At 68.6% G+C, this 20,459-nt stretch carries 20 protein-coding genes and 1 tRNA gene; 6 read left to right on the forward strand and 15 right to left on the reverse strand.

The genetic code is table 11. The features are described 5' to 3' along the window. The first annotated feature begins 2 nt into the window (after positions 1-2). Positions 3-2,084: an ArnT family glycosyltransferase gene (locus AC1DKN_RS08120; RefSeq protein WP_476870974.1), complete on the forward strand. Its 2,082-nt coding sequence runs from the start codon at positions 3-5 to the stop codon at positions 2,082-2,084. Between the two features lie 54 nt (positions 2,085-2,138). On the opposite strand, the gene AC1DKN_RS08125 is transcribed toward AC1DKN_RS08120, so the two are convergent. The 4 genes from AC1DKN_RS08125 to AC1DKN_RS08140 all read right to left on the reverse strand — a co-directional run bounded on the left by AC1DKN_RS08125 (position 2,139) and on the right by AC1DKN_RS08140 (position 4,826). After that, the gene (locus AC1DKN_RS08125; RefSeq protein ID WP_476870975.1) at positions 2,139-2,819 is read right to left on the reverse strand and encodes an HAD-IA family hydrolase; all 681 of its coding nucleotides are present in this window, start codon (positions 2,817-2,819) and stop codon (positions 2,139-2,141) included. Between the two features lie 55 nt (positions 2,820-2,874). Beyond that, the gene (locus AC1DKN_RS08130) at positions 2,875-3,252 is read right to left on the reverse strand and encodes a glyoxalase superfamily protein (protein ID WP_476870976.1); all 378 of its coding nucleotides are present in this window, start codon (positions 3,250-3,252) and stop codon (positions 2,875-2,877) included. 71 nt (positions 3,253-3,323) lie between these two features. Beyond that, the gene (gene upp, locus AC1DKN_RS08135) at positions 3,324-3,959 is read right to left on the reverse strand and encodes a uracil phosphoribosyltransferase (RefSeq protein ID WP_018774274.1); all 636 of its coding nucleotides are present in this window, start codon (positions 3,957-3,959) and stop codon (positions 3,324-3,326) included. A 12-nt stretch (positions 3,960-3,971) separates the two neighbouring features. Continuing rightward, entirely contained in the window at positions 3,972-4,826 is an 855-nt protein-coding gene (locus tag AC1DKN_RS08140; RefSeq protein WP_476870977.1) for a phosphatase PAP2 family protein, read from the reverse strand. Positions 4,827-4,915: 89 nt separating this feature from the next. On the opposite strand from AC1DKN_RS08140, the gene AC1DKN_RS08145 reads away from it, so the two are divergent. Continuing rightward, a complete protein-coding gene (locus tag AC1DKN_RS08145; protein WP_476870978.1) occupies positions 4,916-5,416 on the forward strand; it encodes a nucleoside deaminase in 501 nt (166 codons plus the stop codon). 10 nt (positions 5,417-5,426) lie between these two features. Here AC1DKN_RS08145 and AC1DKN_RS08150 read toward each other — a convergent pair whose 3' ends face one another. The 4 genes from AC1DKN_RS08150 to AC1DKN_RS08165 are packed head-to-tail and all read right to left on the reverse strand — an operon-like array spanning position 5,427 to position 9,523. After that, positions 5,427-6,755, reverse strand: a complete 1,329-nt coding sequence (locus tag AC1DKN_RS08150) for a DNA glycosylase AlkZ-like family protein (protein ID WP_476870979.1) — start codon at positions 6,753-6,755, stop codon at positions 5,427-5,429. 35 nt (positions 6,756-6,790) lie between these two features. After that, positions 6,791-8,050, reverse strand: coding sequence for a glycosyltransferase (locus tag AC1DKN_RS08155; protein ID WP_476870980.1), 1,260 nt, complete (start codon positions 8,048-8,050; stop codon positions 6,791-6,793). A 9-nt stretch (positions 8,051-8,059) separates the two neighbouring features. Beyond that, positions 8,060-8,458: a 6-pyruvoyl trahydropterin synthase family protein gene (locus tag AC1DKN_RS08160; protein WP_230010077.1), complete on the reverse strand. Its 399-nt coding sequence runs from the start codon at positions 8,456-8,458 to the stop codon at positions 8,060-8,062. 3 nt (positions 8,459-8,461) lie between these two features. After that, entirely contained in the window at positions 8,462-9,523 is a 1,062-nt protein-coding gene (locus AC1DKN_RS08165) for a zinc-dependent alcohol dehydrogenase (RefSeq protein WP_476870981.1), read from the reverse strand. Positions 9,524-9,650: 127 nt separating this feature from the next. On the opposite strand from AC1DKN_RS08165, the gene AC1DKN_RS08170 reads away from it, so the two are divergent. The 3 genes from AC1DKN_RS08170 (at position 9,651) to AC1DKN_RS08180 (ending at position 12,033) form a co-directional block, all read left to right on the forward strand. Then, positions 9,651-9,740, forward strand: a tRNA-Ser gene (locus AC1DKN_RS08170). Positions 9,741-10,862: 1,122 nt separating this feature from the next. After that, the gene (locus tag AC1DKN_RS08175) at positions 10,863-11,114 is read left to right on the forward strand and encodes a hypothetical protein (RefSeq protein WP_476857774.1); all 252 of its coding nucleotides are present in this window, start codon (positions 10,863-10,865) and stop codon (positions 11,112-11,114) included. A 481-nt stretch (positions 11,115-11,595) separates the two neighbouring features. Continuing rightward, positions 11,596-12,033 (forward strand): hypothetical protein, encoded by a 438-nt coding sequence (locus AC1DKN_RS08180; protein ID WP_476870982.1) that lies wholly within the window; start codon positions 11,596-11,598, stop codon positions 12,031-12,033. Positions 12,034-12,119: 86 nt separating this feature from the next. On the opposite strand, the gene AC1DKN_RS08185 is transcribed toward AC1DKN_RS08180, so the two are convergent. After that, on the reverse strand, positions 12,120-12,896 hold the full coding sequence (locus AC1DKN_RS08185; protein WP_476850637.1) for a type 1 glutamine amidotransferase domain-containing protein: 777 nt from the start codon (positions 12,894-12,896) through the stop codon (positions 12,120-12,122). Between the two features lie 239 nt (positions 12,897-13,135). Between AC1DKN_RS08185 and AC1DKN_RS08190 the strand changes: the two genes are divergently transcribed. Further along, positions 13,136-13,393, forward strand: a complete 258-nt coding sequence (locus tag AC1DKN_RS08190; RefSeq protein WP_476870983.1) for a hypothetical protein — start codon at positions 13,136-13,138, stop codon at positions 13,391-13,393. Positions 13,394-13,446: 53 nt separating this feature from the next. Here AC1DKN_RS08190 and AC1DKN_RS08195 read toward each other — a convergent pair whose 3' ends face one another. The 6 genes from AC1DKN_RS08195 to AC1DKN_RS08220 form a co-directional block, all read right to left on the reverse strand. Continuing rightward, on the reverse strand, positions 13,447-13,686 hold the full coding sequence (locus AC1DKN_RS08195; protein WP_476857777.1) for a hypothetical protein: 240 nt from the start codon (positions 13,684-13,686) through the stop codon (positions 13,447-13,449). Positions 13,687-13,866: 180 nt separating this feature from the next. Then, positions 13,867-14,508: a LutC/YkgG family protein gene (locus AC1DKN_RS08200; protein ID WP_476850640.1), complete on the reverse strand. Its 642-nt coding sequence runs from the start codon at positions 14,506-14,508 to the stop codon at positions 13,867-13,869. After that, positions 14,505-16,067, reverse strand: a complete 1,563-nt coding sequence (locus AC1DKN_RS08205) for a LutB/LldF family L-lactate oxidation iron-sulfur protein (protein ID WP_476870984.1) — start codon at positions 16,065-16,067, stop codon at positions 14,505-14,507. The genes AC1DKN_RS08200 and AC1DKN_RS08205 overlap by 4 nt, the downstream gene beginning before the upstream one ends. Next, positions 16,064-16,867, reverse strand: coding sequence for a (Fe-S)-binding protein (locus AC1DKN_RS08210; protein WP_223914436.1), 804 nt, complete (start codon positions 16,865-16,867; stop codon positions 16,064-16,066). Before AC1DKN_RS08210 ends, AC1DKN_RS08205 begins: the two co-directional genes overlap by 4 nt. Further along, positions 16,864-18,408: a rhamnulokinase gene (locus AC1DKN_RS08215; RefSeq protein WP_476870985.1), complete on the reverse strand. Its 1,545-nt coding sequence runs from the start codon at positions 18,406-18,408 to the stop codon at positions 16,864-16,866. The genes AC1DKN_RS08210 and AC1DKN_RS08215 overlap by 4 nt, the downstream gene beginning before the upstream one ends. 11 nt (positions 18,409-18,419) lie before the next feature. Beyond that, a complete protein-coding gene (locus AC1DKN_RS08220) occupies positions 18,420-20,456 on the reverse strand; it encodes a bifunctional aldolase/short-chain dehydrogenase (RefSeq protein ID WP_476870986.1) in 2,037 nt (678 codons plus the stop codon). Positions 20,457-20,459 lie beyond the last annotated feature (3 nt).

Here is a 20,459-nt window from a genome sequence, read left to right on the forward strand (position 1 = left end):
CCATGACTGACACCCTGAGCCCCCGCCCCGACACGGCCCCGGCCCGCACGCCGGGGCGGCCGCGGCCGCAAGCCCGGGACCGCCGTCGGCGACTGGAGCCCCCGGCTGCCGGCGGCACGCGAGCCGTCCCTGGCGCCCCGGCCCTGCGGATGCGGCTGGAACTGGCGGGGCTGCTGCTGGCCACGGCCGTGCTGTACCTGTGGAACCTGGGCGCCTCCGGCTGGGCAAACGCGTTCTACTCCGCGGCGGCCCAGGCCGGGTCGCAGGATTGGGCGGCCTGGTTCTTTGGCTCCTCCGACGCCGCCAACGCCATCACCGTGGACAAGCCGCCGGCGTCGCTGTGGGTGATGGGCCTGTCGGTGCGGATCTTCGGGCTGAGCTCCTGGAGCGTCCTGGTGCCGCAGGCGCTCATGGGGGTCGGCACGGTCTGGCTGGTCTATCTGGCCGTCCGCCGGGCCGCGGCCCCCGCCACGGCCGACGCCGGTCTGGCCCACCGAGCGGGGCATCTCGCCGGTGCGGTCATGGCGCTGACACCGGTGGCCGTGCTGATGTTCCGGTTCAACAACCCCGACGCCCTGCTGGTGTTATTGATGACCGCGGCCGCCTACGCCGTCTTGCGCTCCATCCAGGACGCGCGCGTGCGCTGGCTGCTGTTCGCCGGGGTGCTGCTGGGCTTCGGGTTCCTCACCAAGCAGCTGCAGGTCCTGCTGGTTGTCCCCGGTTTCGCCGTGGCCTACCTGCTCGCGGCGCCGGCAGCGGCAGGCAGGCGCATTCTTCACCTGCTCGGCGCGGGCGCGGCGATGGCCGTCGCCGCCGGGTGGTGGCTGGCCGCGGTCGAACTCATTCCGGCGGCGGACCGCCCGTACATTGGCGGCTCGCAGAACAACTCCATCCTGGAACTGACCCTGGGCTACAACGGCCTGGGCCGGCTGAACGGCGATGAAACCGGGAGTGTGGGCGGCAGCAACGGCTGGGGCACGCCCGGGCTGTTCCGGCTCTTCAACAGCGAGTTCGGCGGCCAGATCGCCTGGCTGCTGCCCTCGGCGCTGCTGCTCGGAGCGGGGCTGCTCTGGCTGGGCCGCCGCGCGCCGCGCACCGACCCGGTACGGGCCTCGGTGATCATCTGGGGCTCCTGGGTTGCCGTTACCGGGCTGACGTTCAGCTTCATGGCCGGGATCATCCACCCGTACTACATGGTGGCGCTGGCGCCCGGGATCGCCGGGCTCGCCGGGCTCGGCGGCGTCCTGCTCTGGCAGCGACGGAACCAGCCCGTGGCCGCCGCCGTCCTCGCGGTGGCGATCGTGGCGGCCGGGGCCATGGCCGCCGAACTCCTGGTCCGCACCGCGGCGTACATGCCGTGGCTGCGCTGGGTGACGCTGCTGGGCGCGCTCGCCGCCGCGGGCCTGGTGCTGGCCGCCGCGGCCCCGGGCGACAAGGGGGCCGCGGGGGTGAAGGGGACGGGGATGATGGCGTCCAAGACGGTGGCGCGGACGACGGCGGCGCTCGCCGTCGCCGCGGCCCTCGCCGGTCCGCTGGCCTACTCGCTGTCCACCGCGGCCACGGCCCACAGCGGCTCGATTGTCAGCGCCGGGCCGGCCGTGTCCGGACGGGGCGGGGCCGGGATACCGCCGGCCCTCGGCGGCGCGGCAGGAGGCGGCTTCGGCGGTGCCGCGACGGCCAACGGTACTGGCACAGGCACAGGCCGCGGACAAGGGGCGGGCGGAATGGGCGGCCTGCTCGGGGCCAGCACGCCGTCGGCGGCGCTCGTGGCCGCGCTGCAGACAGATGCCGGGACCTACACGTGGGCCGCCGCCGTCGTCGGATCCAACAACGCCGCCGGCTACCAACTGGCGACGCAGCTCCCGGTGATGGCCGTGGGCGGGTTCAACGGCACGGACCCCGCACCGACCCTGGCGCAGTTCCAGCAATACGTGGCCGACGGCAAGATCCACTACTTCATCGCCGGGCGCCTGATGCAGGGCGAAAGCGGAGCCAACGACGCCGCGCAGATTGCCGCGTGGGTGCAGGACAACTTCACCGCCCGGACCGTGGGCGGGACCAGCGTGTACCTGCTGGCCGGGTAGGCGGGCGACGCCGTCGGGTCCGGGCCGGGCAGCGGCGGGGCTAGAAGGTGGGGGCTAGAAAGTGAAGGACAGGGTGCGCAGGCCGGCGCCGGTGACGTGTGTGGTCACGGCAACCCCGGAGTAGTCGGGAATGTGCAGCACACCGTCCGGCAGTTCGCCGGCGTTGGGCCCCACGGCCACGGTCCGGACGCCGGCGGCGATGCCCGCGGCAATGCCTGCCGGGGCGTCCTCGAACACCACCGCATCGGCCGGGGCGACACCCAGCAGGGAGGCCGCCCGGAGGTATCCCTCAGGGTGCGGCTTGCCCCGCATGACGTCCTCCGATGTGACCGAGACGGCCGGGACGCCGATCCCCGCGGCTGCCATCCGGACCCCGGCCAGGTCCCGTGACGCGCTCGTCACCAGCGCCACGGCATCCGGCGGCAGGCTCGCCAGCAGCTCCGGCGCGCCGGGAACCGGAACAATGCCCCGGGTCTCGGCCAGCTCCATCCGGCCGAGCTCGGCCGCGAGGGCCTGGATGTCGGAACCGGCCGGAGCAAACCTGCGGACGGTGTCCATGGCCTGGACGCCATGGGAGGAGCGCAGGATCTCGCCGATGTCCAGGCCGTAGCGGGCCGCAAACGTGGTCCACACCTGCTCCACGATGCTGGTGGAATCCACCAGCGTGCCGTCCATATCGAACAGGACGGCGCGGGCGGTCAGGGTGGTGGTGCCGGAACGGGATGGAGAGCTCATGCCTCCATCCTGCCGCATGGCCCCGGGTCAGCCTGCCGCGCGGAGCCTGCCGGGATCAGCCGTTGGGCCGGTGGGGGATGTACTGCACTGCCCACTTGTTGCCGTCAGGGTCGGCGAAGTGGACAAAGTGCCCCCAGTCCTGGACGTCGACGTCGCTGACGTCCACTCCGTTGTCCTTGAGCTGCTTGTGCGCGGCCTGGATGTCGCTGACCACAAGCTGCAGGCTCGGTGCGCTACCGGGCGGGGCGTCGTTGAGGCCCTCACCGATGGCAATCGAGCAGCCGGAGCCCGGAGGCGTCAACTGGACAAACCGGAGGCCCTCCATGGGCCGTTCGTCGTAGTCGGCGTTGAAGCCCACCTTATTGACGTAGAAATCCTTGGCCCGGTCCACATCGGACACCGGCACAAACACGAGTTCAAGTTTCCAATCCATGGCGCACAGGCTAGCGCGGTCCGCGGCGACGCGGAAGGGATCCTCCGTGTTGCGCCTCGGCGGCGCCGCTCCTAGCCGGCGATGCCGTACAGGCGGTCTCCGGCGTCGCCCAGGCCGGGCACGATGTAGGACTTCTCGTTGAGCTTCTCGTCGATCGAGGCCAGCACGATCGTCACGTTGGCCTCTGACAGCTCTTCCTCCAGCTTGGCCAGGCCCTCCGGGGCGGCAAGCAGGCAGATGCAGGTGACGTCGGAGGCGCCGCGCTTGAAGAGGAACTTGATGGCCTCGCGCAGGGTCCCGCCGGTGGCCAGCATGGGATCGAGGACGAAGATCTGCCGGTCCGTGAGGTCCTCCGGGAGGCGCTCGGCGTACGTGATGATGTCCAGGGTCTCTTCGTCCCGGGCCATGCCCAGGAAGCCGACCTCGGCCGTGGGGACCAGCTTGGTCATGCCCTCGAGCATGCCCAGCCCGGCGCGGAGAATGGGGACCACCAGGGGGGTGGGCTTGGTGAACGCGGTGCCGACGGTGGTGCTGACGGGGGTCTCGATGGTCACCGGTTCGGTGCGGACGTCACGCGTGGCCTCGTACGCGAGGAGCGTCACAAGCTCCTCGGTGAGCTGGCGGAAGACCGGGGACGGGGTGTTCTTGTCCCGCAGAACGGTGAGCTTATGGGCGACCAGCGGGTGGTCCACAACGAGAGTGCGCATGGGTCAAAACTATCACCCGGATGCTGAAGACCGTCCCGCGGGGCCGGAGGTATCGGCGTCGTTCGTCCCTGCCTGTGCAGTGCCGACGGCACTGCCTTTGGTGGCGCCTTCATGCAGGTGGGCGGGGTGCTCAAAGGTCGGTGCGGCGCCGGCGTGTTCGCGGTGCCGGAGCACGTGGAAGAGCCGGTGGGCCAGGATCACGATCCCCACCCACGCCAGACCAATGACCCACCCGACGATCACATCGGTCATCCAGTGATGGCCCAGGTAGACCCTGCTCAGGCCCATCGCGACGATGAAGATCACACCAGCGGCGATCAGGGCGATCCGGGCGCCGGTCCGCTTGATATGCAGGCAGGCCAGGTACACCACGAGCGCGATCACCACCGTGGTGTTCAGCGTGTGGCCGCTCGGGAACGACGGCGAGTTCTCGTAGGGCGGCACGGCGTCGGCATGGTCCGGGCGGGTCCGGCCGATCAGTTTCTTGCCCAGGGACGTGGCCGTCACGGAGACCGCGGCTGCGCCGCCGATCAGGATCAGCGGCCGCCACGACCGGGAGGTGTAGATGAGCACTGCCGTCAGGATGCTTGCCAGGATAGGCATCCCGATGCCGCCGCCGATGTTGGTGAATCCCGTGATGAACGCGTCGAGGCCGGGGTTGCGAAGCTGCTCCATGAACGCCAGCGCCGGCTTGTCCAGGTTCGCCAGGCCCGCGTCGTCCACCACGTTGTCGTAGACCTCGGCACTCGTCAGGGCCAGGATCACCACCACCACGCCGCCGATCAGCATGGTGATCCACAGCGCCGCGTAGGGCACCACCCATTTGCCCCAGCGCTCCGTCAGCCAGTTCTCTGTTCTGGTGGTCACGGCCGTCTCCCGAATACTTGACTATTTGAACCCGTGGACTGCGCAGCCGGGCTGCACAGCATGCTTAGGATCGAAACTATCATTGACCCATGACTGCCCCTGAGCCCCGCCATGCGCAATGGATGAGCCTTGCCTTGGCGGAAGCCCGGAATGCCCTGGCCACCGCAGACGTGCCGATCGGCGCCGTCGTGATCGGGCCGGACGGTTCGGTGCTGGGCACCGGGCGAAACGAACGCGAGGCCCTCGGGGACCCGACGGCCCACGCCGAGATGGTCGCCATCCGGGAGGCCGCCGCGCGGTTGCGGTCGCACCGGGCCCTGGAGGGCAAGGGCGACGACGGCTGGCGGCTGGAGGACTGCACCCTGGTGGTGACGCTGGAACCCTGCGCGATGTGCGCTGGAGCGATCGTCCTCGCCAGGATTCCGCGGGTGGTGTTCGGTGCCTGGGACGAGAAGGCCGGCGCCGCTGGTTCCGTGTTCGACATCCTCCGCGAGCGCCGGCTCAACCACTGGGTGGAAGTGGTTGCAGGCGTCCGTGAGCAGGAGTGCGCAGCGCTGCTGCGGGACTTCTTCGCCGGGCACCGCGCCTGATCCGTTCCGGCTAGCCTGCGCCGCCGGCAGATGACGCGCCGGCCGGTGACGCTGAGGCTACAGCGGAAGCCGCGAGCCCATCGATCCGCTTCTGCCGGGAGGCCGGAGAGTCCAGGCTGAAGGCCCGGAAATCACCGAGGTCCTTGCGGATCCAGGCTTCCACCTCGGCGATCCGCTGCCTCACCGCGGGCGTGGGGCCGTGGAACAGCCAGGGCACGATCCGTTCCTGGGCCGGATCGTACTGCCAGAGTCCGATGATCCGGCCGCGGTCCAGGATCGGGTGGTCCGGGAGATCCGCCTGCAGCGCGAGCGATCCCAGCGCCGGCTTGTGCAGGTCCTCCTCGGCCAGCAGGTCCGCCGCGTTGCGGCGCAGCAGGAACAGGGAATCCGTTCCTGCCAGCAGCTGGATCTGTTCCCCCGCCGGCTCCTCAAAGGCGGCGAGGCCGCCGAGGTCCTCGGGCAGCATCCACAGCGGGTCCCCGCCTGCGGCATGTGACCCGGCCATTACTGTGGACAGGGCGGTGGGCACCTCGACGGCGCCGACGGCGGCGAGCGCCGCCTTGGTTTGCGCCACGGTGAACCCCGTGAACCATTGCGACTGTTTGAAGGTGGCCCCGCCGGTCCAGCCCAGGTAGCGTCGGATCAGCTCAGTGCGCGCATCCTCGTCGTCAAGATCGCTGGGCGGCAGGCCCCAAGGCTGGTAGGCGTAGCGCTGCTGGTCCAGGCGCCCGTTCGCCGGGACCCTGCGGATCCGTCCGTCGGACTGCAGGATCCCGAGTGCGGTAGGCAACGTGGTGGTGGCGCCCTTTTTCTTGCCTTCCTCGCCAAGGTTGCGCACTGAATCGCCGAGCTCGTCCTTGAGCTGCCGCGGATCCATGGGCCCCTCCGCCTCGGCGAGGGTGTGCAGCACCTGCTCTTCCAGCAGCGTGATCTCGCCGCGGTCCACGCCGAGCCGGCCGACCACCTTGAACGCGGACTCGGCCGCGTCCCGGCCCAGCTGAAGCGCCCAGGCGAAGTCTTCCCGGCCCAGGACGTAGGTGCAGCCGCGGGCGACCGGAAGTTCCAGGATCCGGTGGGCGAGGACGTCGGCGTCCACCTGTTCGCGTCGGATCCCGGCGCGGGCGAAGAGCGTGAGGTAGGGGTTGGCGCCGCCCACGGACCGGGCCCAGCCTGCCCGGGCAAGGACCTGCTCCGCCGTGCAGCCAGCCAGCGAGCCATCCAGGCCCTGCCGGTGCCAGGACCATGCCCGGAGCCGCTCCGGGGTCAGGCTCTGCGGCTCCGGCAGGTTGACGGGCTTTTCTACCGACGGCGATTGCGTGGCGACAGGGTGGGTGCTCATGGGCTCATTCTCCAACAGCTTCTCTGTCAGCGGTATCAAGAAGCCGTATCAACCCGCGCCGTCTGGTTTCTGGGTGTCTCTGTTTCACCGAGTTCCGCGGTTTCCGCGGTTTCGGTGGGTTCCGTCGGTTCCGTGGGTTCCGTCGGTTCCGTCGACAGGAAGCCCAGAACGGTCCGGGCGGTGGCGTCCCAGCCGGGCAACCGGCCCCGGGCAGCCGCTGCCGCCTCCCGCCAGCGGTCCCTGAGACCGGGGTCGTCCAGCCAGCGGCGGAGCAGGTCCGCCAGCGGAGCGGGGTCCGTTCCGAGCCCGACGGCGGCGCCCGGCAACCCGGGCACCGGAGTCCCGGGCGGAGTGTCCGGCGTCGGAGTGCCGGCCGCCGGCGGCCCGGGCAGGGTGCCGGCGGCGAGCGCCTCGACGGCTCCGGTGCCCTGGCGCACCACCACGGGAATGCCGCGGGCCAGCGATTCGGTGACCACCAGGCCGTAGGTTTCGGCCCGGGAAATCAGCAGGCTGAGATCGGCCGCATCCCATTTAGCATCCAGTGCCGGGCCACGGAGCTCGCCCGGGATGCGGATCCTCCCGGCCAGGCCCAGGCGTTCCACGGACTTCCGGAGCTGCGCGGCGTAGGCCGGATCGGCGGTGTCCGAGCCGATGAGGGACGCCGTCCAGGGCACATCCGTGAGCCGGGCCAGCGCGTCCAGCAGGAGCGACTGGTCCTTGTTCGGCAGCAGGGCCGCCACGGCGATGAGGTGCGGCGCGCCGGTTGACAGGCTGCCGGACGCGAGCGGCGCGGGGGCGGTCCCGGGCAGGGCCACCCGGAGGCCGTCGAGGCCGTGGCGGGCGCGGATGCCCGCCGCGGCCGAACCGCTCGTGCAGATGACGCCGGCAGCGGCCCGCAGGGCCCTGCGTTCGCGCTCCGCGTGGTCCGGCTGGGGCATGTGCAGCAGGATCCAGACCCGGACCCCGGCCGCAGCAGCCGCTTCCAGCTCGTCGGGCGCACCGCAGGCCAGAAGGCTGTCGACCACCGTCACCGTGCCCCAGGTTGCGGAACCGGCAGTTGCAGCGCCGCCGCCCCCGGCCCGGCCGCCGTCGGGCCCGGCGTGCAGCAGCGTGGCCAGGCGCCGCCGGTCCCCCGCGCTGCCTCCCGGCCAGTCGCCGTCGAGCGGGCAGGTTTCCACCGCGGCACCGAGGGCCGCCAGTTCGGCGGCGAGCGCCGCGTTGTAGACGTTGCCACCGGAGTTGTGCCGGACGTTGCCGGGCACCACAAGACGGATACGAGGGCTGGCCGGCGGCATCTGCGGCGCCTAGCGGGCGTCGAAGTCCAGCGAGTAGCTGGCCCAGGCATCGGGAGTCTCGCGCAGGGTGACGTCCAGCCCGGCGAGGTCGCGCCCGTCGTTGCCGACGCGGATCTGGGCGGCGACGGCGTCGGCGATGTACCGGGCGAGGGCTTCGGTGGTGCTCAGCTTGCCGGAGAAGTCCGGATGCTCGTCGAGGTTCTTGTAGTTCAGCTCGTCCAGGATCTCGTCCACCGCGTCCCCTGCCGCGCCGATGTCCAGCACAATCGCGTCGTCATTGAGCTCACGACGGCGGAAGGTCACCTCCGTGACGAACGTGGCCCCGTGCAGGCCCTGGGCCGGGCCGAAGACTTCGCGCGGAAGGCTGTGGGCGATCATGAAGTTGCGGCGGACGGTCAGACTAAACACGGGCTACCTCGTGGCTTCGGTGGGCTGGTCGGCGGATTTGAACTCGGTGGGCTGGTCGGCGGATGGAGCGTCCCAGGACGGGTATTCGATGACGTGGCACAGGGCGTCCAGGTTGCCGTCGGCGAGGCGCTGGACGACGCCGGGGAGCTCTGCGAACGTCGAGGAGCCGGTCAGGAAGACATCGAAGACCGGCTCCTGCAGCAGGGACACGGCGAGCGCGAGGCGCTCGGCGTTGGTGCGGCGGTGCCGGCGGGCGCGGGCCACCATCCCCACCTGGCTGGCGCGGATGGACAGACGGCGGGCGTGGAAGTCCTCCCCCAATGGGAGGGAGATTTTCCGGTCGGCGTACCAGGACATTTCGATGATGTCGCCGTCGTCGCCCACCAGCTGCAGGCTCCGTTGCAGTCCTTCCTGCGAGGCCGAGCAGTGGATCACGATGTCGCAGTCCGGGAGGGCATCGTCGGGGTGGCTGAAGTCGACGCCGAGTGCGTCCGCGAACGCCCGTTTGGCGGGGTCGACGTCGATCAGCTGCAGCCGCGCGAGCGGAAACCCGGCCAGGAGCTTGGCCACCATGCCGCCGACCAGTCCGGCCCCAATCACAGCAACCCTGTCGCCCAGGCGGGGTCCGGCCTCCCAGAGGCCGTTGATCGCGGTTTCCACGGTGCCGGTGAGCACCGCGCGGCGGGCCGGGACGCCGTCGGGAATGATAGTGAGGGCTTCGACCGGGACGATGAAGCGGTCCTGGTGCGGATAGAGGCAGAAGACGGTCTTCCCGGCCCAGCCCTCCGGTCCGTCCTCGACCACCCCCACGGTGAGGTAGCCGAACTTCACCGGGTACGGGAAGGACCCCTCCTGGTTGGGGGCGGCCATCGCGCCGGCGACGCACTCCGGGACACTCGCGCGGTGGACTACCAGTTCGGTGCCCTTGCTGATGCCCGAATACAGGGTCCGGACCAGTGCCTCGCCGGGTCCGGGGGCGGGCAGGTCCTCGCTGCGGAGCTCGCCTTGTTCGGGGCCGACGGTCCAATAGGCGGTGGCCGTGGCGTGCTGTTCAGAAGTCGTCATTGTGCTTACGAATCTAGTGCCCGGGCTGTTCGCGGGGAAGGGTGCCGGGTTCCGGCGAGTCGGCGGGCGGGTGCCGTTGGGGCTCGTTTTGTGGATGGGCGCCTTGCTCCGGTACCCTAGTCAGGTTGGTGACGTGTCCGAGCGGCCGAAGGTGCAACACTCGAAATGTTGTTTGGTGTAAAAGCCAACGTGGGTTCAAATCCCACCGTCACCGCCAATGAAAACCCCCGGGAAACCGGGGGTTTTCTGCATTCTCAGCCGCTTCGTGGTGCACTTTTGGTGCATATTTCGAAGAATCGCTCCCACATCGAGGTACTGCCGCACGCGCCACGGGGCGTGGCCGAGGGTACCGGGGCGGCATCCTGCGTCTTTACCCGAGTGATGGAAGCTTTCTCTGGGCAAGTCGCTTTACGGCCTCGGGCGTCGGCCGGCCGCGTGCCTCATCCAGGGCGGCCCTCAACTGCGCGGCCAGAATATTACGTCGCACATGGAGAGCCAATTCTTTCCGAGCCTCCGGATCCGTCCGGAGCTCTCCATCCGGCGTTCTCAAGGTATCGAATGGGGACGGCAGGTTCGGGGCCGTTCGCTGTGCCAGTCGCACCCCCGCTTCCGGCGTCCGTCGTCCCCGGGCCTCGTCCAGCGCGACCCGGAGTTGGGCCGCCCGGATTCCCCTCCGTATACGCAGAATGGTTTCTTCCCTCGACGCTCGGGCTTCCCCATCCGCAGCAGACATTGGATCGCCCCTCTCAGTCCGTTGCATTCATCATCTCCGAGACGTCCATAACCGCCAAGGCTTTGCGTCACCGAGGCGGAAGATGCACGAGCTCTGGGAAGGTCGTCGGGACGGAAGCCAGCGATCGCTGGCAGGGGACGGCATGGGGCTACAAACCAGATTCTCGGCACAGGGTTTCGCAGGGTAAAGACCTCAGTTATACCGACTTCTAGGAAGTTCTAGCGGGTTATACGGATTTTCCTAGAACCCGCTAGAACTTGGTACAACTTGCCAGATTTCACGTACGTACGGTGCGTGAGGTGAAGGGTCTGGCGTACACAACGACCGTCGGCAATACCCCCAAGCCATCGCACGGGAACGACTCGACCAAACGTTCCAACTGTCGCCCCGGTTGGCGCGAAAACAGGAGTTCCTAAAGATAGTTTAGAAACCACCGGAGCCGCTCGCGAACCTACTGAAGGCCACCCACCTCGTCATCCGCCAGCTCCAGGGCCTCGGCTACGGCGTCATCATCATCCAGCAAATGCCTGACGTCGCCTCATACTCACGCATGCGACTCGAAGGGGCCCCTTGTGCAATGGCGGAACGCCATGCAAGAGTGCGCCCATGAATGAATCCGCTGCTAAGGTCGCGCGCAAACTCAGCACAATTCCAGTTCGTGTGTCTCGCCAAATGACCGCCACCGAGTATCAGGTTCGCGTGGCCGAGGTCCTCAATCTTTTTGACATAGAAGCAGTGGGTGACGAAACGGGTGTGCATTACGGGGGCGAGGGCGTTGCGCTGGAAGATCAGCCTCTACTCGCGGCCATTCGCGTACTCGTTGGAAGGCGATTCGGCGTCCCGGATAATCTACAGTAGCCCGACAGTAGGTGTCCTTCGGATCAAGTGTCGCGTTCCCGGGTCTTGGCCCGGACGAAGGGGTGGCATCGTTTTTTCTAGCGGTCACACCGGTCCTGAATCAAAGTGCCATATCCACCTCGCCGGGGCCATAGGCGTTCCGCCGGGTTCAACCCCGCAGTTATACCCAGTTCTAGAACTCCGTATAAATGTCTAGAACTCCGTATAAATGGAAATATTGGTGCGGCGAACCGGCCGAGGTGCTCCACTCACCGCTGGACACCCACATCCGCTATCGCCGCGTAAGTCAACTCCGCAGGCACGGCCGGTTACCGCTCGGCAGGACTGTCATTCACCCGGTTCGGGGTGGTAGGTGGCGAAGCGAGACGGTCGGTGGACCAGCACAGCGCGGTGGCGGGGTGGACTGCGGGTCTCACAACCAGAGAGGTACGCAGTGGGGAGCGGGACGAGAATGAGCAGGGGCCGCAAAATATGGCTCGGTGTGCTGGCAGTAACGGTTGCCTTTGTCACCGCTTTCTTCCTCTGGTCATCGTGGAAGAGCGATCAGATTGTCGCTGAGCTCAAGACGATTGCCGACCGCCTCCAGCCAGAGCCGGGATGGGAACCCTTAAGAACGCAGGAGCCGGTGGGCAGTGCGCTGTGCATCCCGCTCGATGGGCCTTGCTCCCAGTACGCATACCGTTGGGACACTCACCGGAAGTACCGGGAGGGTGACCTGGAGCGGTACGTTCAGCAGGTGGGTTTGACGCCACAGGAGTACAAGCCATGCGTACGGGAGCAGAGGATCAATGCAGGCGGACTGGACTGCCGGGGCATTGGCGTCATCGACGGATGGAACGTACGCATCACGATCACTGACGACGGTCGGGACGACGACACCAACATTGTGCAGGTCGTGGTCAACAAGTACGGCTACTGATCCTTGTTTTGTGTTCGCGATTGCCGCAGAGCGGAGGCGGCCACCCCGTTGCCGGGGTGGCCGCCAGTTTCAGTGCGATCTTGGTGTTAGTGCTCCGCTTCAGCGGCAGCCTTCTTGGCGTCTTTCTCGGCGTCCTTCTCGGCGCGCAGAGCCTCCGCGTCGTGCTGTTCCTCGGCTTTTTCCTGATGGATGACCGCTGCGAAGAGCTTCTCCATCTCCTTGGCCACGCCGGCGGCTGAGGCCGGGTTCTGGCCGGTCACCAGCCGGTCGTCAACCACGACCTTCTCCTCGAAGACGTCAGCGGAGACGTGGGTGGCGCCTTGTTCCTCAAGTCGGTCGGCCAAGAAGAACGGGATGACCTTGTCCTTCCCTGCGGCAACCTCCTCGTCGTTGGTGAAGGCCGCCACCTTCCTGCCCTCGACGAGGCGAAGCCCGTTCTTCAATTCCACGTTCAGCAGGCCGGCCGGTCCGTGGCAGACCGCGCCGACCAAGCCGCCGGCGTTGTAGACGCTGGCCACCAGATTCTGCAAGCCTTCGCTGTCCGGGAAGTCCCACATGGTGCCGTGGCCGCCCACGAGGTAGACGGCGTCGTACTGGTCGGGGTCAACGACGTCGACGCGGGCAGTGTTGTAGAGTCCGGCGCGCGTGGTCTCGTCCTCCGTGAAGGCGACCTGGATGGGATCTTCTGAGTCCACCTCGTCGCGCGGGGGCTGGCCGCCCTGGATGGACGCGAAGTCGACGAAATGCCCGGAATCCTTGAAGACCTTCCAGGGATGTGCAGCCTCGGCCACGTTGTAGCCGGTCTTCTCTCCGGTATCGCCGATCTCGGAAACGCTGGTCAGTACCATGAGGATTTTCTTCATGAAGTGCTCCTTTCGTCCAACTTCCACCCTACGCCCAGCCCCATTCGGGCCCCTCCCAGCTGTCTTTTGCCTGCCGGCAGGCTTGCTTGGCTCTTGACCATTGAGGCAGCGCCCTAGAGCCTTGGGGCATGACAGCTCGATACCACTTAGGCTTCGCAGCCGCTGCAGGGTTGGCGCTGCTGTGCGGGTGCGCGATGCAGGGGGATCCGGCAAGTGGGACCCCGGCCAACCCAACAACTATGGCCGCCTCAGGCTCGCCGTACAGTCTGTACACACACTGCGGCATCCATGAAGCGCTCGTGCAGGGCACCTATTTCGTCGCGGACGAGGCGCTGGACGACGGCCACGGCAACCCGCCTGAAGGCTGGAAAAACCCTTACCAGCCCGGCGCCATGACCGTGACCGGCCCAAAGGCCATCTTCCGAGATGACGCCGGCCACACGTTGACCTTCCATGCCCGCCCTGGCGCCACAGGTTTCCTCAACACCTGCTCCTAGAACGCAGGCAGCGGCATCCGAAACGCGCGGTTCCGTCGAGCGCTGCCAGCCGTTCACAGCTCCCCGTCGAGGTGCTCCATCTCCAGGCACGCGTCCTCGTAGGAAACGTCGCCGTTCCGGAATGCCTGCTCAAGTTCCTTGGCCCTGCGCCGTGAATGGGCCGTGCTCAGTGTTCCCGTGAGGCCAGCCTCCAGATAGTCGAACCTGGAGTGCGTGGGCTGCTGGTCGCGGGCGTGGTCGCTTGCCGGGACGTGCCGGCGGATTGTCGCGCGGAACCAGGCGCCAGGGTGCATTAGGCGATGCGCATAGGCTCTGGGGTCGACTAGGTACATGCTTCCATGGTTCAACTCCCTGCTGAGAAGACCATGAGTTTCCTCTGAGTGATCGGGGCAAACGACTTTCCGGGGCCATCACCGCCAACCAGGAGGCCCCGCGTCCCTCGTGCTGGCAGGAAGCGGGCCCCGGCCTCCCGCCTACCTCCGGACGATCACGACGTCCAGGGTCCGGGGGCCGTGGACGCCTTCGACGCGTTCGAGTTCGATGTCGCTGGTGGCGCTGGGGCCGCTGATCCAGGTCTGCGGGCGGGTGCCGTCGAGCCGGCGGAGGGCCTCCGGCAGGATGGCGGTAATGTCCCCGGCCCGGACGATGCAGATGTGCCGGTCCGGGACGAGGCTGATGACCCGGCGCCCCTGGTCCGGTGCGGCATCGAGGATGATGGTGCCGGTTTCGGCGACGGCGACGGCGCTGCCGGTGACGACGGCGTCAATCCCGTCGAGCTCCTCGACGCTGAGCCGCTGCCCGGGGGCGTCCGTGACGCGGCGGCCGGAGCCGCCGTCGTGAGCGTCCGCCTCCGAGAACAGCGCCTGGTCCAGACCGTGTGGCACAGCGTAGCGGCCGGTGCCCTCGAGGAGCGCGGCGAGCCGCTGCGGCACCGCGGCGGCTTCCTCGATGAAGACATTCGCCTTGTAGTCGAGGAGCCGGTCCGTCAGCAGCTCGATGAGCTCTTCTCCGCCCAGCCCGGAGGAGCGCCGGTAGTCGCGGGGCACCTCCGGTACTGCCGGGGCGTCCCGGAGGGCCGACCGGATCCGGTCGAGTATTTCTGCGCGCGCGCTCACGGGTTCTCCTCTGTTCCGGCTGGTCCTGGGCCGGCGGTCTCCGTGCCGGGGGCACCGGGTCCGGCGGCCCGGTGTTCCTTGTCCCACCACTGCCGGAAGGACTGTGCGGGCGGTGCAGGGATGTCCCGGCTTTGGGTCCAACCGGCGGCGATGCCGGGCAGTTTGGTGATTTTCCGGTCCGGGCCGGCGGCGATCCGGCCCAGCGGCAGCACCTTCTCGACCATGCCAAGGTTCTTTCCGGAGGACAGCGCCCAGGAGGCCGCCTTCATGCCCAGGTCCATCTGGCTCGGCAGGCGCTCCCTCCCACGCTTCCCGCGCTTGCCGCGCTTGCTGTCCACGTCCTCGCCGCGCAAGTGCACCAGGATGTCCGGGATGTTGATCTTCACCGGGCAGGCGTCGTAGCAGGCGCCGCACAGGGAGGACGCGTAGGGCAGGGAGTTGTTCTCCTCGGCCGTGATCCCGGTCAGCAGCGGCGACAGGATCGCGCCGATCGGGCCCGGGTAGGTGGATCCGTAGGCGTGCCCGCCGGTGCGTTCGTAGACGGGGCACACGTTCATGCAGGCGCTGCAGCGGATGCAGTGCAGCGCGGAGCGGCCCATTTCGTCGGCCAGGGCGGCGCTGCGTCCGTTATCCAGCAGGACCAGATGGACGTTCTGCGGCCCGTCGTCAGGCGTGACGCCGGTCCACAGCGAGGTGTAGGGGTTCATCCGCTCGCCCGTTGAGGACCGCGGGAGCAGCTGCATGAACACTTCGAGGTCCTCCCAGCCCGGCAGCAGCTTTTCGACGCCCATGACGGTGATGAGCGTTTCCGGCAGCGTCAGGCACATGCGCCCGTTGCCTTCGGATTCGACGACGGCGAGGGTCCCGGAGTCCGCGAGGGCGAAGTTCGCGCCGGACACGGCCACCTTGGCGCTGAGGAACTTGCGGCGCAGGTGTGCCCGGGCGGCCGCGGCGAGGCGCGCCGGCTCGTTGGTGAGCTCCAGATCCACCCCCTCCATTTCGCGCAGGAAGATGTCCCGGACCTGGCTGCGGTTCTTGTGGATGGCCGGGACCAGGATGTGGCTGGGCTTGTCGTGGTCCAGTTGGACGATGAGCTCGGCGAGGTCGGTCTCGTAAGCCGCGATGCCCTGTTCTTCGAGGTATTCGTTGAGGCCGATTTCCTGCGTGGCCATGGACTTGACCTTGACCACCTCGTCGGCGCCCTGGTCCCGGATGAGGGCGGCGACAATGCCGTTGGCTTCGCCGGCGTCCCGGGCCCAGTGGATGGTCCCCCCGCGGGCGGTGAAGTTCGCCTCGAACTCTTCGAGCAGCTCCGGCAGCCGGGCCATGACGGATTCCTTGATCGCCCGGCCCGCCTCGCGCAACTCCTCCCAGTCGGGGAGTTCGGACACGACAGCCAGCCGCTTGTCCCGGATGGTCCGGGTGGCGTGGCCGAGGTTGGCCCGCAGCTGGGGGTTGCCGAGCTCGCGGCGGGCGGCTTTCGGGAAGGGCTCGTGTTCGTGCAGGTTGCCGATGCCGAAGACCGGCAGGGACGGCATCCCCAGGAATGTGCCGCTCATCGCGCGGTCCTTCCGGTGGTGAGGCGGACGTCGCCGGAGACGGCGGCGGGATTCTCGAGGGTGCTGGCCAGGATCTCGGCGAAGTGCATCGTGGTGACGCCGCTGCCCTGCCGGGACAGTCCGCCGCCGATGTGCATCAGGCAGGACGCGTCGCCGCCGGCGCAAAGTTCGGCGCCCGTGCCGCAGATGTTGGCGGTCTTGTCCGCCAGCATCGCCGAGGACACGTCCGCGTTCTTCATCGAGAAGGTGCCGCCGAAGCCGCAGCACTGGTCGGCCTCGGGCAGTTCGGCCAGTTCGATGCCGCCGACCGAGCGCAACAGGTCCAGTTGGCGGTCGCCGAGCCGGAGCAGGCGCATGCCGTGGCAGCTGGGGTGGTAGGTGATCCGGTGCGGGAAGTACGAGCCCAGCTGCGCCGCCGCGTCGGTGACGCCCAGGACATCCACCAGGAGCTGGGAGAGCTCGTAGGTTTTGGCTCCGACGGCGGCGGCCCGGGCTTCCAGCCCGGCGTCCCCGCAGCGGCGGGCGACCATGGGGTGCTGATGCTTCACCGAGGCGACACACGAACCGGAAGGTGCGACGGCGACGTCGTACTCATCTTCTTCGAAGGCCTTCACATGGTTGGCGACGACGGGCAGCGCCTCCTTGAGGTAGCCGCTGTTGACGTGCATCTGCCCGCAGCAGGCCTGGCCGGCCGGAAAGATGACCTCGTGGCCGAGGCGTTCCAGGATGGACACCGTGGCGCGGGCCGTGGCCGGGTACATGGCGTCAACGATGCACGTGGCGAAAAGCGCGATCCTCACTGGGCACCTCCGCTGGGGACGACACTCTGGTGTGCGGCCCGGGCTGAGGGCACGTACTCCGCCGGGTGCTGGGAGGCACGCACCACGGCTCGCAGCTCCCCCAGCCCGCCGCTGAGCACGCCTGCGGCGCGGGCCTGGACCAGGACGTTGCCCAGGGCCGTGGCTTCCACAGGTCCGGCGATCACGCGTTTGCCGGTGGCGTCGGCGGTGAGCTGGCACAGGAGCCGGTTCTGGGATCCGCCGCCCACAATGTGCACGACGCCGGCCCGGACGTCCGCGAGCCGTTCGGCGTCGGCGATGGTCCGGGCGTAGCCGGCGGCAAGGCTGTCCAGGATGCACCGCACGATGTGCGCGGGATGCTCCGGCAAGACAGCGCCGGTGTTCCGGACCGCGCCCCGGATCCGTTCGGGCATGTTGTCCGGAGCGATGAAACAGGGGTCGTCGGCGTTGATGACCGGGCCGCCGGGCGGAAGAGTCGCGGCCGCGTCGAGCAGTTCCTCGAGCCCCGGCCGGTAGCCGTCGGCGGCCCAGGTGCGCTGGCATTCGCTGAGCAGCCAGAGGCCGCCGACGTTGCGCAGGTAGCGGATGGTGCCGTCCACGCCGCGTTCGTTGGTGAAGTTCGCGGTCCGGCTGGCCTCGGTCAGGACCGGGTGGGACAGTTCGACGCCAACCAGAGACCACGTGCCGGAGGAGACGTAGGCGAAATTGTCGTTAGCATCTCCGGCGCCAGCACCTCCGGCGTCCGCCGGTACGGCGGCGACGGCTGAGGCGGTGTCGTGCGAGCCGACGGCCACCACGGCCGTGGTTTCGGGAAGTCCCAGGCATACCGCGATGTCCTTGGTGAGGGTGCCGACGGTCTCGCCGGGCTGGATCAGCGGCGGGAACAGGTTCTGGGGCAGGTCCAGGGCGCTGAGGAACTCCGTGGCCCACTCCCCCGCGACGGCGTCGAAGAGCCCGGTGGTGGAGGCGTTGGTGGCCTCAGTGCGGCGCTGGCCGGTGAGCAGGAACCCGATGAGGTCCGGGATGAGCAGCGCCTGCAGCCCCTCCAGCGCCGGCTCCGTGGCGAGCTGGTAGATCGTGTTGAACGGCAGGAACTGCAGCCCGGTGGTGGCGTAGAGCCGGGCCGGATCGAGTTTTTCGTGGACCCGGGCGACGGCGGCCCGTGACCGGCCGTCGCGGTAGCTGAACGGCGCCGCGACCAGGTCACCGGCGTCGTTGACCAGCCCGTAGTCCACGGCCCAGGTGTCGATCCCGATGCTGGCGATGCTCTCGCCGCGGGCCGCGGCCGTCGTGGCGGCGGCCGCGAGCCCGGCGAGGACCTCGGCGAACAGCGCGTCGAAGTCCCAGCGGAGGCCGCCGTCGAGCTCCTTGACCCCGTTGGGGAACCGGTGCACGGTCTCCAGCTCGGCCCTCGCCCCACCGGGGCTGCCCGCGACCCGGCCGAGGATGACCCGGCCCGAGGACGCACCGATGTCGATTGCGGCAAAAGCACTGCCGGCAAACCGGCCGCCGTCGGTATCCGCTGGTGGCACCGCGTTCATCGCAGGAAGGCTCATCGCAGGAAGGCCGCGGCCACGCCGGCGTCCACGGGGATGTGGAGCCCCGTGGTGTGGGAGAGCTCGCTGCCGGTGAGCACGGCGGCGGCGTTGGCCACGTTTTCGGGCAGCACTTCGCGCTTGAGCAGGGTGCGCTGGGCGTAGTACTTGCCCAGTTCCTCTTCCTGCACGCCGTAGACGGCGGCGCGCTTGGCGCCCCAGCCGCCGGCGAAGATCCCGGAGCCTCGGACCACGCCGTCGGGGTTGATGCCGTTGACCCGGATCCCGTACTCGCCCAGTTCCGCGGCGAGGAGCCTGACCTGGTGGGCCTGGTCTGCCTTGGTGGCGGAGTAGGCGATGTTGTTCGGGCCGGCGAACACGGAGTTCTTGGAGGAGATGTAGATGATGTCCCCGCCCATCTCCTGGCCGATCATCACCTGCGCGGTCGCCTTGGCCACCAGGAACGAGCCCTTGGCCATGACGTTGTGCTGGAGGTCCCAGTCCTTTTCCGTGGTTTCCAGCAGCGGCTTGGAGATGGAGAGCCCCGCGTTGTTGACCACCAGGTCCAGTCCGCCGAAGGCCAGGACGGCTTCCTGGATGGCGGCGGCGATCTGGGCTTCGTCGGTGACGTCGGCCTGGACCCCGATGGCGACGTCGGCGCCGCCGAGTTCCGCGGCCACGGCCCGGGCGTTGTCCAGGTTCAGGTCAGCGATGACCACGCACGCGCCGTCGGCGGCGAAGCGGGTGGCGATCGCTTTGCCGATGCCCGACGCCGCCCCGGTCACCAGGGCGATCCGGCCAACATGGGATTTCGGCTTGGGCATCCGGGCCAGTTTGGCCTCTTCCAGGGCCCAGTATTCGATCCGGAACTTCTCGGCTTCCTCGATCGGGGCATAGGTGGAGACGGCTTCGGCGCCGCGCATGACGTTGATTGCGTTGAGGTAGAACTCCCCCGCCACCCGGGCGGTCTGCTTGTTCGCACCGAAGGAGAACATGCCCACGCCGGGCACCAGCACAATCGCCGGGTCCGCGCCGCGCAGGGCGGGGCTGTCCGGGGTTGCGTGCCGGTCGTAATACCCCTGGTAGTCCTCGCGGTAGGCGGCGTGGAGTTCCTTCAGCCGGGCCACGGAGTCTTCAACCGGGGCGTCGGCGGGCAGGTCCAGGACCAGCGGCTTGACCTTGGTGCGCAGGAAGTGGTCCGGGCAGGACGTGCCCAGGGCGCCGAGCCGCGGGTGCTCGGCGGCTTCGAGGAACGCCAGGACGGCGGGGTCGTCGCTGAAGTGCCCGAGCTGCGGCTTGTCCGTCGAGGCGAGTCCGCGGATCACGGGGGCCAGGGCGGCGGCCTTCGCGCGGCGCTCGGTTTCCGGGAGGGCGGCGTAGCCGGGCAGCTTGGGTCCGAACGGTTCGTTCTTGCCGTGGTCCTTGATGTACTCCTCGGCCTGCTCGATGATCCACAGCGAGTTGGCTTCGGCTTCCTCGCTGGTGGCGCCCCAGGCGGTGATGCCGTGGCCGCCGAGGATGGTGCCGACGGCGTGCGGGTTGGCGTCCTTGATCGCGGCGATGTCCAGGCCGAGCTGGAAGCCGGGGCGCCGCCACGGCACCCACGCCACCTTCTCGCCGAAGATCTCCTTGGTCAGGGCCTCGCCGTCGGCGGCCGTGGCAATGGCGATCCCGGAGTCCGGGTGCAGGTGGTCCACGTGCGCGGCGTCGACCAGGCCATGCATGGCGGTATCGATCGACGGCGCGGCACCGCCTTTGCCGTGCAGGCAGTAATCGAACGCGGCGACCATTTCGTCTTCACGCTCGACGCCGGGGTACACGTTCTTGAGCGCCTGCAGCCGGTCCAGCCGCAGCACGGCAAGGCCCTCGGCCTTCAGCGTGCCCAGGTCACCGCCGGAGCCCTTGACCCACAGGAGCTCGACGTCGTCGCCGGTCACGGGGTCCTTTTCGGTGCCCTTGGCGGAGGTGTTGCCGCCGGCGAAGTTGGTGTTCCGCTTGTCCGCGCCGAGGCGGTTCGAACGGGAGATCAGTTCTTCAACAGTCTTATTGGTCATTAT

This window comes from Arthrobacter sp. 01N444 (assembly GCF_056399305.1).

Bases quoted from the DNA above. Each gene is read 5' to 3' on its own strand.
- AC1DKN_RS08120 (WP_476870974.1), top strand. From the start codon at position 3: ATGACTGACACCCTGAGCCCCCGCCCCGACACGGCCCCGGCCCGCACG.
- AC1DKN_RS08125 (WP_476870975.1), bottom strand. From the start codon at position 2,819: ATGAGCTCTCCATCCCGTTCCGGCACCACCACCCTGACCGCCCGCGCC.
- AC1DKN_RS08130 (WP_476870976.1), bottom strand. From the start codon at position 3,252: ATGGATTGGAAACTTGAACTCGTGTTTGTGCCGGTGTCCGATGTGGAC.
- upp (WP_018774274.1), bottom strand. From the start codon at position 3,959: ATGCGCACTCTCGTTGTGGACCACCCGCTGGTCGCCCATAAGCTCACC.
- AC1DKN_RS08145 (WP_476870978.1), top strand. From the start codon at position 4,916: ATGACTGCCCCTGAGCCCCGCCATGCGCAATGGATGAGCCTTGCCTTG.
- AC1DKN_RS08150 (WP_476870979.1), bottom strand. From the start codon at position 6,755: ATGAGCACCCACCCTGTCGCCACGCAATCGCCGTCGGTAGAAAAGCCC.
- AC1DKN_RS08155 (WP_476870980.1), bottom strand. From the start codon at position 8,050: ATGCCGCCGGCCAGCCCTCGTATCCGTCTTGTGGTGCCCGGCAACGTC.
- AC1DKN_RS08165 (WP_476870981.1), bottom strand. From the start codon at position 9,523: ATGACGACTTCTGAACAGCACGCCACGGCCACCGCCTATTGGACCGTC.
- AC1DKN_RS08175 (WP_476857774.1), top strand. From the start codon at position 10,863: ATGAATGAATCCGCTGCTAAGGTCGCGCGCAAACTCAGCACAATTCCA.
- AC1DKN_RS08185 (WP_476850637.1), bottom strand. From the start codon at position 12,896: ATGAAGAAAATCCTCATGGTACTGACCAGCGTTTCCGAGATCGGCGAT.
- AC1DKN_RS08190 (WP_476870983.1), top strand. From the start codon at position 13,136: ATGGCCGCCTCAGGCTCGCCGTACAGTCTGTACACACACTGCGGCATC.
- AC1DKN_RS08195 (WP_476857777.1), bottom strand. From the start codon at position 13,686: ATGCACCCTGGCGCCTGGTTCCGCGCGACAATCCGCCGGCACGTCCCG.
- AC1DKN_RS08205 (WP_476870984.1), bottom strand. From the start codon at position 16,067: ATGAGCGGCACATTCCTGGGGATGCCGTCCCTGCCGGTCTTCGGCATC.
- AC1DKN_RS08215 (WP_476870985.1), bottom strand. From the start codon at position 18,408: ATGAACGCGGTGCCACCAGCGGATACCGACGGCGGCCGGTTTGCCGGC.
- AC1DKN_RS08220 (WP_476870986.1), bottom strand. From the start codon at position 20,456: ATGACCAATAAGACTGTTGAAGAACTGATCTCCCGTTCGAACCGCCTC.